The sequence below is a fragment of the Streptomyces sp. LARHCF249 genome (assembly GCF_052871255.1).
Genome location: NZ_JBIXJQ010000001.1, coordinates 411,744 through 424,048, shown reverse-complemented (window position 1 = coordinate 424,048; position 12,305 = coordinate 411,744). Strand labels below are relative to the sequence as shown.

Annotated in this window: 9 protein-coding genes; 3 read left to right on the top strand and 6 right to left on the bottom strand. The window is 71.7% G+C overall.

The window, feature by feature from the left end; translation table 11 throughout:
• Positions 1-11: 11 nt before the first annotated feature.
• Positions 12-836 carry an NAD-dependent epimerase/dehydratase family protein gene (locus ACIPUC_RS02120; RefSeq protein ID WP_446586258.1) on the bottom strand — a complete coding sequence of 275 codons (825 nt, stop codon included), beginning with the start codon at positions 834-836 and terminating at the stop codon, positions 12-14.
• 177 nt (positions 837-1,013) lie between these two features.
• On the opposite strand from ACIPUC_RS02120, the gene ACIPUC_RS02115 reads away from it, so the two are divergent.
• Positions 1,014-2,168: a hypothetical protein gene (locus tag ACIPUC_RS02115; RefSeq protein ID WP_446586257.1), complete on the top strand. Its 1,155-nt coding sequence runs from the start codon at positions 1,014-1,016 to the stop codon at positions 2,166-2,168.
• A gap of 53 nt (positions 2,169-2,221) precedes the next feature.
• On the opposite strand, the gene ACIPUC_RS02110 is transcribed toward ACIPUC_RS02115, so the two are convergent.
• On the bottom strand, positions 2,222-3,982 hold the full coding sequence (locus tag ACIPUC_RS02110) for a glycoside hydrolase family 6 protein (protein WP_446586256.1): 1,761 nt from the start codon (positions 3,980-3,982) through the stop codon (positions 2,222-2,224).
• A 15-nt stretch (positions 3,983-3,997) separates the two neighbouring features.
• Positions 3,998-5,506, bottom strand: coding sequence for a cellulase family glycosylhydrolase (locus tag ACIPUC_RS02105; protein WP_446586255.1), 1,509 nt, complete (start codon positions 5,504-5,506; stop codon positions 3,998-4,000).
• A 341-nt stretch (positions 5,507-5,847) separates the two neighbouring features.
• Here ACIPUC_RS02105 and ACIPUC_RS02100 point away from each other — a divergent pair, with 341 nt between their 5' ends.
• Entirely contained in the window at positions 5,848-8,712 is a 2,865-nt protein-coding gene (locus ACIPUC_RS02100; RefSeq protein ID WP_446586759.1) for a glycoside hydrolase family 48 protein, read from the top strand.
• A gap of 98 nt (positions 8,713-8,810) precedes the next feature.
• Here ACIPUC_RS02100 and ACIPUC_RS02095 read toward each other — a convergent pair whose 3' ends face one another.
• The 3 genes from ACIPUC_RS02095 to ACIPUC_RS02085 form a co-directional block, all read right to left on the bottom strand.
• Positions 8,811-9,362 carry a pyridoxamine 5'-phosphate oxidase family protein gene (locus tag ACIPUC_RS02095; protein ID WP_446586254.1) on the bottom strand — a complete coding sequence of 184 codons (552 nt, stop codon included), beginning with the start codon at positions 9,360-9,362 and terminating at the stop codon, positions 8,811-8,813.
• 122 nt (positions 9,363-9,484) lie between these two features.
• Positions 9,485-10,009: a hypothetical protein gene (locus ACIPUC_RS02090; protein WP_446586253.1), complete on the bottom strand. Its 525-nt coding sequence runs from the start codon at positions 10,007-10,009 to the stop codon at positions 9,485-9,487.
• Positions 10,006-10,941 carry a class I SAM-dependent methyltransferase gene (locus ACIPUC_RS02085; RefSeq protein ID WP_446586252.1) on the bottom strand — a complete coding sequence of 312 codons (936 nt, stop codon included), beginning with the start codon at positions 10,939-10,941 and terminating at the stop codon, positions 10,006-10,008. The genes ACIPUC_RS02090 and ACIPUC_RS02085 overlap by 4 nt, the downstream gene beginning before the upstream one ends.
• Positions 10,942-11,106: 165 nt before the next feature.
• Here ACIPUC_RS02085 and ACIPUC_RS02080 point away from each other — a divergent pair, with 165 nt between their 5' ends.
• Positions 11,107-12,231 (top strand): endonuclease/exonuclease/phosphatase family protein, encoded by a 1,125-nt coding sequence (locus ACIPUC_RS02080; protein WP_446586251.1) that lies wholly within the window; start codon positions 11,107-11,109, stop codon positions 12,229-12,231.
• The last annotated feature ends 74 nt before the right edge of the window (positions 12,232-12,305 follow it).

The following is a 12,305-nucleotide window of genomic DNA, read 5'->3' as shown; positions in this document are numbered from 1 at the left end:
TCTATCGGCCGTCAGTGCGGCCAGCGCGGCGGCTCGGTGCAGAACCGCCCGCCGAGGAACAGGTCGTCGGGGTCGCCCTCGTCCGGAATCCCCTGCTCGGCGATGAGCCGCTCCGCGAACCGTTCCGAGTCGTCCCGCGGCTCGTAGCCGATGGCCCGCGCCGAGGAAAGGTCCCACCACAGCCGGCTGTTGGCGGAGGAGCCGAACACGACCGTGTGCCCCACGTTCTCGGCGGTGAGCGCCGCGTGCAGCAGCCGTGCGCAGTCGGCGGGGCTCAGCCACAGCGACAGCATCCGCACCGACGTCGGCTCGGGAAAGCAGGAGCCGACCCGCACCGAGACGGTCTCGATCCCGTGGAGGTCCCAGTAGAGCTGGGCGAGGTCCTCCCCGAAGCACTTGGACAAGCCGTAGAAACTGTCGGGCCGGCGCGGGGTGTCGACGGGGACCAGCGGGTCGCCGCCCCGCGGGCGCGGGGTGAAGCCGACGGCGTGGTTGCTGGAGGCGAAGACCACGCGGCGCACCCCCTCCTCGCGGGCGGCCTCGTAGAGGTGGTGCAGGCCGGTGACGTTGGCGGCGAGTACCTTCTCGAAGGTGGACTCCAGGGATATCCCGGCGAGGTGGACGACGGCGTCCACACCCCTGACCGCCTCCCGCAGCGCCTCGCGGTCGGCGAGGTCTGCGACGATCGCGTCCGGGGCGCCGTCGACCGGCACCAGGTCGAGCAGCCGGAGCTCGTATCCGTACGTGGGCAGCAGCTCCCGCATCAGGGTGCCGACGCCCCCGGCCGCGCCGGTGAGCAGGACGGTGCGGGGTCTGCGGGTGTGTGAAGTCTCCATGCGCAGAAGGTAGTCACATATGTGAACGCGCGGGAGGGCGATGCGAAAGATCGTCCACGGCGGGCAGCTGCTTGACGATCTCGAGCGCGGGTGCCTACTGTTCGCAACGCTCCGGGGCATGGCGGGAGTTCACCTGCCCGAGCATTCCTGAATCCACGCACGGGCGGTGAGGTTCCGATGGTGACGGCGACCGGATACGCGTACCCCTGGGACTTCGCCGACGACCCGGCAGCTGTCGACCGGGCGCGCGAGGTCGGCGTGGAGAGGGTGGCCGTGGCGGCGAACTACCACAGCACCCGCGCCGCCACCCCGCTCCACCCGCGGCGCCGCCTGGTGGACGCCGCGCACGCCGCCTGCTACCTCCCGATCCGCCCGGCCGCGTGGCAGGGCATGAGGCTGGTGCCGCGCGCTTCCCGGTGGACCGTCCCCGGCTCCTTCGCCGCGGCCCGGAAGGCGCTCGCCGGCGCGGGACTGCGGGTCGACGCGTGGACCGTCCTCACCCACAACAGCGCACTGGGCAGGGAGCACCCGGACCTCGTACGGCGCAACGCGTTCGACGAGCCGTACACGTACGCCCTGTGCCCGCAGGCACCCCAGGTCGCCGACTACTGCGCGACCCTCGTCCACGAGGTCGCCGTGCTCGGCGAGGCCGACGGCCTGATCCTGGAGGCCGCCGGTCCGCTGGGCGTGGACCACGGCGGGCACCATGACAAGACCGAATTCGCCCAGTGGACCCCTGTCCAGCGACAGCTGCTCTCGCTGTGCTTCTGCGCCTCCTGCCGGCGCGCACAGCGGGCGGCGGGCCTCGATCCCGAACGGATCGCGGACCGGGTCCGCGCGGCCGTCGGCCCGGCGCACCCGCCGAAGACGCTCGAGGACGCCCTCGGGCCGCAGACGGTCGCCGTGCTGCGCGGCTGCGCAGACGCGTCCGCGTCCGCCCTGCACACCCGCCTGGTCGCCACCGCGCGCACCGCCGCGCCCGGGATCCGGATCACCGTGCACGGCTCCGCGTCCCCGTGGGCCACCGGGGCCTTCGCACCCCTGGGGCAGGCCGTGACCGACGGCGTCGACGCGGTGGTCGCCAACTGCTGGGCGGCCGAGCCCGGTGGTGGTCCGGTCGCCGCCCTCCGCGACCTGGCGCCGCGGTCCACCGCCGTCGGCGGCTATTTCCGCCCCGAGACCCTGCCCGCGGACGAGGCGGACCTCACCGCGCTGGCCGCACACCATGTGGCCGCGGGTCTCGGCGAGGCGCACCTCTACCACCTGGGCCTGGTTCCGCGCGCGGGCCTGGACCGCTTGCGGGACCTCGTCACGGCCCTGCGGAGCGCGTGAGCCGTACGGAACCGGGCGGCTCCGTACGGCTCACGGCTCTCATGGGCGCTTCGTCACAGCGCCGGCTGGGCGTTCTTCAGGAGCTCCTGGAACTGGGCCGAGAACCACTGGCCCGCCAGCGGCGCGTCCGGGAGGGAACCCGACATGCTGTTGCCGTTGCGGACGTTCCCGGTGTAGGTCGGGTCGCACATCCGGTCGAAGCCCTTCCCCTCGTCGTTCGGGATCTCCTTGCTGGCGCCGTCGGACTCGCCCGGGGGCTTCATCCACACGTAGGCGTCGATGCCCGCGGCCGGTGCGGCCTGGGGCCGTTCGCCGAGGCCGGCGCCGGACTGGTTGCACCAGTTGCCGGGGTTGATGCGCCGGTCGTAGCGGCCCCCGTTGACGTAGGTGTTGACGTCGGTCGTGGCGCCCGGGCCGGTGGGCCGGGCGGTGCCGCCCCAGCCGTTGCGGGAGGTGTCGATCAGCATGCCGAGGTTCGCGTCGAAGCCGAGGGAGACCAGCTTGGCGCGCATGGCCTGGGCATAGGAGAGCTCGTCCGTGTAGCGGTTCCAGTCGACCCACTTCGACTGGCGTACGGAGACCCCGGCCACGGAGTCCTCGATCTTGAAGTGGTCCTCCTTGAGCGCGCTGTAGTTGGCGGTGTTGACGATGAAGCCGTGGACCTTGGCGAGCGTGGAGCCCTCGGCGGTGGCGGCCTGCTTGAACAGTTCGGCGGAGGCGCCGAAGTTGTCGTCCCAGCCCAGCCAGCCGTGGTGGCCGGCGTCCACGTAGTTGTAGACGTTGGCGATGGAGCCGAGCTTGTTCAGCGCGTAGCCGACCCCCGTGATGTAGTTGCCGTTCGCCTTCATCACGTCGCAGTTGGGGGTGACCGTGGGACGGCCCGAGACGTTCGTGACGAGGTTGGGGAGCGAGTCGATCTCGACGGTGGTGACGATCCGCAGTCCGGCGTACTTGGGGTCGGCGAGGATCGCGGCGATCGGGTCGATGTACTCGGTCTTGTAGCGGCCGATCTCGGTCGGGCCGAGTTCGCCGTTGGAGGCGAGCGCGGCGCAGTCCCGTCCCGGCAGGTTGTAGATGACCAGCTGGACGACGAGCTCGCCACTGCCCTTCTGGACGAGGGCGGCGTCGAGGTGGTCGCGCAGGCCCATGCGGCCGCCCGCGCCCGCGATGGCGGCGGTGCGGTCCAGCCAGATGCCGGTGGGCTGGTTCGCCACCTTGCTCCCGCCGGGCTCGGCGGCGGCCTTGGCCGACCACTCGGGGTTCACGTACGTCTTCGCGCCGGCGTACGGGTTGTCGGCCTTGCCGCCGGACGGCGGCGGGGTGGTGGGCGGCGTCGTCGGCGGAGTGGTGGGGGGAGTGGTCGGCGGGGTGGCTCCGTTGCAGGTGACGCCGTTGAGCTTGAAGGTCGCGGGGACGGCGTTGGTGCCGCTGTGCGAGCCGTTGAAGCCGAAGGACGTGGAACCGCCCGTGGCCAGCGACCCGTTGTAGGAGACGTTCTGGGCGGTCACGGCCGTGCCCGACTGGGTGAGGGCGGCGTTCCAGCCCTGGGTGACCTGCTGGCCGTTCGCGTAGGACCACTCCAGGGTCCATGCGGAGACCGGGTCACCGGTGTTGGTGACGGTCACGTTGGCGCCGAATCCGGTGTTCCACTGGTTGGTGATCTGGTAGTCGACCTTGCAGCCGGGGGTGGCGGCACCGGCGGTGGTGCCGAACACGGTGGCGGTGGCGCCCGCGGCCGTGACGAGGCTGAGGGCCGCCAGGAGGGCGGTGCGGCTGGTCGTGCGGCTGATGGTACGGCTGGTTGTGCGGCTCATGTCGTGGGGTGCCTTTCAGTCCAGGGCGTGAAGGCGGTCGCGCAGCCCGATGCCGAATGGGGTGGGGGTGCCGTCGTACGAGGTGATCAGGGCGGGACCGGAGTTGCAGTTCCAGGTGTTCCAGGTCCAGCCGAGATACGAGAGGCCGCGGTCGTCGAACCAGTTCATGACGCGGTCGATGAACGCGTGTCCGCAGGTGTTCTCGCCGATCTCGCCCGCCACCAGGGGGACACGGGCGGCGACCGGGGCGAGGGTGGTGTCCCAACAGCTTTCGCTGGCACAGGCGTTGAAGTTGTAGACGTGCCAGGCGGCGGCGAGATTGCCCGTCGGGTCGGTGGGGGAGTGGGCGAGCCATTGGCTCAGGTCGTTGGAGTACGCGATGCCGGGGACGAGGACGAGGTTGCGGGCCCCGGTCGCGCGGACCGCGTCCACCAGGTCCTGCATGCCGGCGACCTCGTAGCCGATGCCGGGGCAGGTCCCGCCGTCGCGCCAGCAGGCCCAGGCCTGGGCCGCCGTGCTGGTCGCCCGGTCGGGGTAGGGCTCGTTGAACAGGTCGAAGACGACCCGCCGGTCATCCTTGAAGGTGTTCGCCACCGAGGTCCAGAAGGCCGGGGTGTATTGGGCGCCCGGCATCGGCTTCTGGCAGGAGGCGTGGACGTCGGCGCAGCCCGCCGAGTTGCCCGTGTACTGGCCGTGGGTCCAGTGCAGTTCGACGATCGGGGTCATGCCGTGGGCGAGCACCCGGTCGACCAGCCCTCTGACGGCCTCGACGTACTTCGCGCCCCGGTATTCGGGCTTGATGTTGTCCAGGCCCAGCCAGCACTCCTCGTTGAGGGGGATGCGAACGGTGTTGGCCTTCCAGTCCGCGACGGCCTTCACGGACGCGTCGTCGACCGGACCGTCGAAGATGCCGTGGCCCTGGACGCACATGAACTCGCCGCCGGAGCGGTTGACGCCGAGGAGGCGTCGGGTGGCGCCGTTCTGGTCGGTGAGCCGGTTGCCGGCGACGCTCAGCTGAGGCGCTCCGGGGGCCGGGCCGGTAGGTGTCGGCGTGGGGGTGGGCGTCGGGGTCGGGGTGGGGGTCGGGGTGGGTGTGGGCCCCGGCCCTCCGGTGCAGGGAGTGCCGTTGAGCGTGAACGCGGTGGGCGGTGAATTGGTGCCCGACCAGGACGCGATGAAGCCGGTGGTGACGCTCGCGCCCGTGCCGAGCGCCGCGTTCCAGCTCTCGTTCACGGCCGTGGCGGACACGCCCGACTGGGACCACGTCGCGCCCCAGCCCTGGCTGATCCGCTGTCCGTCGGAGAAGTCGAAGCCGAGGCTCCAACCGCTCAGCGGGTCACCGTTGTTGGTGACCGTGGCAGCGCCTTGGAAGCCGCCGGACCAGGAGCCGACGACGGAGTACTGCACGGTACAGACGGGTGCGGCCGCGGCTCCTGAGGCCGAAGCGGCCACCGCGAGAGCGGTGCTCGCCATGGTGAGCGCTGCCCCGGTGAGCAGCACGGACAAGCGCGGGGGATGTCGCATGAGCGACTCCTTGCAGCGAGGGCGCGTACCTGACGACGCGCCGACTGACGGAATCGCTCCCACTGGTGTGGGCAGACCGTAGCGCCAACTGGCACCAAGTAAAAGAGGAGTTGGTCGAATTCCTCACCGGAATGCCTTCGACTCTTCATGTGTCTTGACGCCGTTGCCTCCCGTCGGCACAGTGGGAGCGCTCCCACTGGTTCAGAGCTTGTTCCTCGCTCTTCGGCACACCCCCACCTCCCCCCATCGCGAGGAGAACCACCGTGCCTCCACGCCGCCCACGCCGCCCACGCGCCCCACGACAGCGCAGCCCCCTGACCAGGCTGACGGGACTGACCGCGCTGGCCGCGGCCCTGTCCCTGCCCCTCGGCCTCACCGCCGTCGGCGCGCCCACCGCGCACGCCGCCGCCGTACAGTGCAGCGTCGACTACAAGACGAACGACTGGGGATCAGGCTTCACCGCCGAGCTGACCCTCACCAACCGCGCAGCCACCCCGCTGAACGGCTGGAGCCTGACCTACGCCTACACGGGAGACCAGCAACTCGCCAACGGCTGGAACGGCACCTGGTCGCAGTCGGGCAAGAACGTCACGGTGACCAACGCCGCCTGGAACGGGACCGTCGCGGCCGGGGCGGCCGTCACCACGGGCGCCCAGTTCGGCTACACCGGCAGCAATGCCGCCCCCAGCTCCTTCTCGGTCAACGGCACCCCCTGTACCGGCGCCCACCAGCCGCCCGTGGCCCTGCTCACCAGCCCGGCCGCGGGCGCCGTGTACACCGCAGGGGACCCCGTCCCGCTCGCCGCCACCGCCGCCGCGGCCGACGGAGCCACCGTCGACAAGGTCGAGTTCTACAGCGACACCACCCTCCTCGGCACGGACACCACCGCGCCCTTCACGCACAGCGCCACCGGGCTCCCGGCCGGCCCGCACTCCCTCTACGCCAAGGCCTACGACAGCCAGGGCGCCTCCGCCGAGTCGGCCCCGGTCGGCATCACCGTCGCCGCCGGACCGGCCCTCGTCGCCACCCCCGCCCAGCTCTCGGTCCGCCAGGGGGAGACCGGAACCTTCGAGCTGAAACTCTCCACCGCGCCCGCCGCCAACGTGACGGTGAGCGTGGCGCGCACCTCGGGCAACACCAACCTCGCCGCCACCCCGGCCTCCCTCGCCTTCACCCCGGCGAACTGGAACACCGTCCAGAAGGTCACCGTCGCCGCGGCCGCCACCGGCACCGGGACGGCCGTCTTCACGGCCACCGCTCCGGGCCACGCCAAAGCCGAGGTCACCGTCGCACAGCTGGCGGCCGACTCCACGTACGACGCCCGCTTCCTCGACCTCCACGGCAAGATCACCAACCCCGCCAACGGCTACTTCTCGCCCGAGGGCGTCCCCTACCACTCCGTCGAGACGCTGATCGTCGAGGCCCCGGACCACGGGCACGAGACGACTTCGGAGGCGTACAGCTACCTGATCTGGCTCGATGCGATGTACGGGAAGATCACCGGTGACTGGACGAGGTTCAACGGCGCGTGGGACACCATGGAGAAATTCATGATCCCCACTCATGCCGACCAGCCCACCAACTCCTTCTACACACCCGGAAAGCCCGCCACCTACGCCCCGGAGCACGACCTGCCGTCCCAGTACCCGGCCAGGCTCGAGCCCGCGGTCACGGCCGGCGCCGACCCGATCGCCGGCGAGCTGAAGAGCGCGTACGGCACGGACGACGTCTACGGCATGCACTGGCTCCAGGACGTGGACAACGTCTACGGCTTCGGCAACGAGCCGGGGAAGTGCTCCGCCGGACCGGCCGCGACCGGACCCTCGTACATCAACACCTTCCAGCGCGGCCCGCAGGAGTCCGTCTGGGAGACCGTCCCCCACCCCACCTGCGACAACTTCACCTTCGGCGGGAGGAACGGCTTCCTCGACCTCTTCACCGGCGATTCCTCTTACGCCAAGCAGTGGAAGTTCACCAACGCCCCGGACGCCGACGCGCGCGCCGTGCAGGCCGCCTACTGGGCCGACGTCTGGGCCAAGCAGCAGAGCAAGGGGGCCCAGGTCGCCGGGACCGTCTCCAAGGCGGCCAAGATGGGCGACTACCTGCGGTACGCGATGTTCGACAAGTACTTCAAGAAGTCGGGTAACTGCGTCGGGCCGACCGCCTGTCCCGCCGGCACCGGCAAGGACAGCGCGCACTACCTGCTGTCCTGGTACTACGCATGGGGCGGCGCCACCGACACGTCCGCCGGATGGGCCTGGCGGATCGGTTCCAGCCATGCCCACGGCGGCTACCAGAACCCGCTCGCCGCCTACGCGCTCAGCGAGTACGCCCCGCTCAAGCCCAAGTCGCAGACGGGCGCCGCCGACTGGGCGACCAGCCTCGACCGGCAGCTGGAGTTCTACCGCTGGCTCCAGTCCGACGAGGGCGCCATCGCGGGCGGAGCCACCAACAGCTGGCAGGGACGGTACGCACAGCCTCCCGCCGGGACCCCCACCTTCCACGGCCTCTTCTACGACGAGAAGCCGGTCTACCACGACCCCGCGTCCAACCAGTGGTTCGGCTTCCAGGCCTGGTCCATGGAGAGGGTCGCCGAGTACTACCAGCAGACGGGCGACACGGCCGCCAAGACCGTCCTCGACAAGTGGGTAGGCTGGGCCCTGTCCAAGACCACGATCAACCCCGACGGCACCTACCGCATCCCGTCGACCCTCCAGTGGTCGGGTGCCCCCGACACGTGGAACCCGGCAAGCCCCGGAGCCAACGCGGGCCTGCACGTCACCGTCGCCGACTACACCGACGACGTGGGCGTGGCCGCCGCATACGCCAAGACACTCACCTACTACGCGGCGAAGTCCGGGCACGCCGAGGCCAAGCGGGTCGCCAAGGCCCTGCTCGACGGAATGTGGACCCACCACCGGGACCCGCTGGGCATCGCCGTCCAGGAGACCCGGTCCGACTACATCCGCTTCGACGACCCGGTGTACGTACCCGGCGCGTGGACCGGCACCATGCCGAACGGCGACACGGTGAACTCCTCGTCCACCTTCGCCTCGATCCGCAGCTTCTACCAGGACGACCCGGCCTGGCCGAAGATCGAGGCCTACCTCGCGGGAGGCGCCGCGCCCGTCTTCACGTACCACCGGTTCTGGGCCCAGGCGGACATCGCCCTGGCCATGGGCTCGTACGCGGAGCTGCTCGAATAACAGCCCGCCCCGCCTGGAGACAGCGCCGCGTACGAAGAGGCCGGGCCGCCCCGCACGGGGCCGGCCCGGCCTCGACGCATCCACCCTGCAGCGCTTCGCTAAAACCTCCACCGCGTATGGGTGTAGACACCGTCGTTTCGGCCGAAGCCGTACGCGGTGGCCGGGGCGACCGCGAACACCACCGCGTCTCCCCTGCGGAACGCATCCCCGATCCCGTGGAAGGTGCCCTCCGGGGAGGTGATGTGCGGCCCGTACTTCGTCTCGTACGCGGCGATCACCTCCTCCAGCACCGCCGGATCGGCGACCGGCTGCGCCGTGCCCTCGACCACGAGGTCGAGTCCTTCGGTGAGCGAGTTGCCGCCGGTGGTCAGCGCGCAGTGCCCGTCATGGGCGAGGTTCCTCGCCTTCTGCTCCTCCTTGCCGGTGGAGAAGTACAGCACTCCGCCGTGCCAGGCGGCGATCACTGGAGTGACGTGCAGTCGGCCGTCGGGCCGCACCGTGGACACCCAGAAGATCTCGGCGGCCTCCAGCTCCCGCTGGGCCTCGGCCCACTCGGTGGCGGTGACGTCCGCGGCGCCCGGGCGGGAGGTGAGCGCGGAGCTGTAGCGGGCGTCGAGATCGGTCGTGGGTCGCTTCCCCTGTGTCGGCATGGCGGATCTCCTTCCTCCCCCCATGGTGACCTGCTGTCCGTAGGCCGGCGCGCTCGCGTACGGGCAGCCGGTGGACGTCCGCCGGTCACGTCCGGTCTCGGGGCCAGGATCGCCGCCGGCTGTCAGAGCGAGGGGCGGTACCAGCGTCGGTGCACGGAAGGCTCCACGCACAGCACGGCGGCGCCCGCGATCGCGCCGACCAGCAGGCCCGGCCCTCCGCCGCCGTTGAGGAGCGCGCCGAGGCAGGCGGCCGCGATGGCGAGCGGGCGCAGCAGGGTCAGCGGGCCGAGGCCGATGACCATCGCGAGGGTGCTGGCGCGGAACGGCAGGAGGAAGTAGGCGGTGAGCGAGAGCAGGACGGCGGCGGCGTAGACGGTGAGCGGGACCAGGTAGCCGAGGCCTCCGGCCGCCAGGGCGTCGTACGTCCGGGCCGGGTCGGATGCGGTCAGCAGCAGCAGAGCGGCGGTCAGCGCCGGGGCGAGCAGCAGGACGGCTCCGACGGCCAGCCCCCGCAGGGCCGCTCGGGCGGTGGCCCGGTGTTTGCGGATGCGGGCGTCGCGGCCGGCATGGGCGCGGAAGCCGCTGAACGTCGCGTCGACCAGACCGAGGAGCGTGAGCAGCGCGGCGAGCACTGCGGCGGGCGTCATCGGACGGCCTCGGCGAGGTGCTCCGGGCCGACGAGCCGGCGTGCGGCCCGCCCGAGGGCCTGGCGAAGCGGCGCCTCCAGGTGCGGGCGGACCCCGATGACCGGCCGCAGCGTGGTGCAGAACGGGTTCACCGCGCCACGCGGCTCGTACAGCAGTGGCCGGATGCCGGGAACGGCGGCGGCGCGCAGCAGTGTCTCGTCACTGTGCGCGCGCTGGGCGGAGACCACGCCGTCGTGGCGCCCGAGCGGGTGGCGCATCCGGGCGCGGTGGAAGACCCGGGCGCCGATGGGTGCGAGGCGGGTCGCGGCGATGTCGAAGTGGCAGAAAGCCTGCGCCGGTGAGGCGGCCTGGGCCTGGAAGAACTCGGCCAGGGCTGCACCCCGGAAATGGTGCAGCACCCCGGTGGAGATGTACACGGTCGCCGCCTCCGGAAGGTCGAAGGCGTTGCCGTGGACGAAGCGGCAGCCGAGGCCCTCCGCGCGGGCGAGCCGGTCCGCCTCGCCGACCAGCGCGGCGTCCAGGTCGACCCCGACCAGCTCGACGTCCGCGCCGAGGGCGTTGGTGGCCGCCAGCCAGCGGACCGCGTAGCCCAGCCCGCACCCGACGTCGACCAGGCGGTACGGCCCGGGCTGCCCGGTGGTCGTGCGGATCGCGGTGAAGAGCGGGCCGAGCAGGTGGACCAGCCGTTCGCCGATCCGCAGCTCCTCACTCAGGCGTTGGAGCTCGGTGTGCACGCTGATGAGCAGGCGGTCCACGGCGTGGGGGTCGAGTACGCCGTCCCGGTCCGCGGGCAGCCCGGCGACGATCACGGCCGCGCGCTCGTCACCGCTCTCGCGCAGCCGCTGGATCACCTCGGCGCGCCGGACCGGGATCCGGTGGCCGTCGTGTGGATCGATCGCGGTGATCAGATCGGATATCTCGAGTCGGTGCACGGGGCAGAACCCTACGGCCTTCCCTGCCGAGCCCGGCGGGCCGCCCGCAGCGCGCGGCATGGATCGGCTGCCCGGCCTACACCCGGATCGCCGTGTCCGATCGGCCGCCTTAGGTTTCGGTGAAGATGCGAGTTTCACCCGCCTTTTACCGAAAGGTCTGCCTGTATGCCGCGCCGTTGGTTCACAGCCGCCCTGTGCGCGCTCGCGCTGTTCGCACCCGGGTCACCCGCCGCCGCCTCCGCCTCCGCCGCCGAAAACCCGGCTGCCACCTTGCGGGTCATGACCCGCAACCTCTACCTGGGTGCAGACCTCGCGCCCGTCCTCGCCGCCACCAACCCGTCGGCGCTCGTCGACGCGGTGAGCGCGGTGTACCGGAACGTCGAGGCGACGAACTTCCCCGAGCGCGCCGAGGCGCTGGCCGACGAGATCGCCGAGGGCAACCCCCATCTGGTGGGACTCCAGGAAGCCGTGCTGTGGCTCAGCCAGACCCCCGCCGGACCGGGCCGCGCCACCCATGTCGAGTACGACTTCCTGCAGATCCTCCTCGACGAGCTCTCGGCCCGGGGCAAGCACTACGCGGCCGTCGCGACCGTCACGGTCGGCAGCGACTTCGAGGCCCCGCGGCGCAACCCCGGCGGCGGCCTGCAGGACATCCGCCTCACCGACCGCGACGTGCTCCTGGCCCGCACCGACCTGCCGGCGCGTGTCTTCTCCGTGGCCAACGCGCAGGCCGCCACGTTCCAGAACTCGGTGTCCTTCTGCGTCGTGGGGCTCGGCTGCCCGCCCGGTCCCCCCCTCGAGATCCGGCGCGGCTGGGCCGCCGCCGACGCCACCCTGCGCGGCCACACCGCCCGCGTGGTCACCACCCATCTGGAGCCCGCCTCGCGGACCGTCCAGGAACTGCAGGGCAACGAACTGCTCGCAGGCCCGCTGAACACGAAGCTCCCCACCGTGCTCCTCGGCGACCTCAACTCGGCCGCCGGCGGAGTCGGCGCAACGCCGGGAACCGCCACCCAGACCTACAACAACCTCCTGGCCGCCGGCTTCACCGACGCCTGGACCGCCCACCGCGGCCGCGTCCGGGGCCCCGGCTTCACCTGCTGCCAGGCCGCCGACCTGATGAACACCGTTTCCACCCTCACCCAGCGCATCGACTACGTCCTCTACCGCGGCCGCGGCCTCAAGGCACTGTCAACCCACCGGGTGGGAGCCTCGCCGGCCGACCGCACCCCGTCGGGCCTGTGGCCCTCCGACCACGCCGGAGTCAGGAGCGTCCTGCGCCTGCGCTGAGTACCGGCCTCAGCCGCCGGAGCGCCCATGAGGCAGCGCCGCGGACGGCCGCTCGGAGACGGGACCGCCGACGC

What these genes read in the sequence shown, in the direction of transcription:
- ACIPUC_RS02115 (WP_446586257.1), top strand. Translation starts at nt 1,014, where the DNA reads ATGGTGACGGCGACCGGATACGCGTACCCCTGGGACTTCGCCGACGAC.
- ACIPUC_RS02095 (WP_446586254.1), bottom strand. Translation starts at nt 9,362, where the DNA reads ATGCCGACACAGGGGAAGCGACCCACGACCGATCTCGACGCCCGCTAC.
- ACIPUC_RS02105 (WP_446586255.1), bottom strand. Translation starts at nt 5,506, where the DNA reads ATGCGACATCCCCCGCGCTTGTCCGTGCTGCTCACCGGGGCAGCGCTC.
- ACIPUC_RS02090 (WP_446586253.1), bottom strand. Translation starts at nt 10,009, where the DNA reads ATGACGCCCGCCGCAGTGCTCGCCGCGCTGCTCACGCTCCTCGGTCTG.
- ACIPUC_RS02110 (WP_446586256.1), bottom strand. Translation starts at nt 3,982, where the DNA reads ATGAGCCGCACAACCAGCCGTACCATCAGCCGCACGACCAGCCGCACC.
- ACIPUC_RS02080 (WP_446586251.1), top strand. Translation starts at nt 11,107, where the DNA reads ATGCCGCGCCGTTGGTTCACAGCCGCCCTGTGCGCGCTCGCGCTGTTC.
- ACIPUC_RS02120 (WP_446586258.1), bottom strand. Translation starts at nt 836, where the DNA reads ATGGAGACTTCACACACCCGCAGACCCCGCACCGTCCTGCTCACCGGC.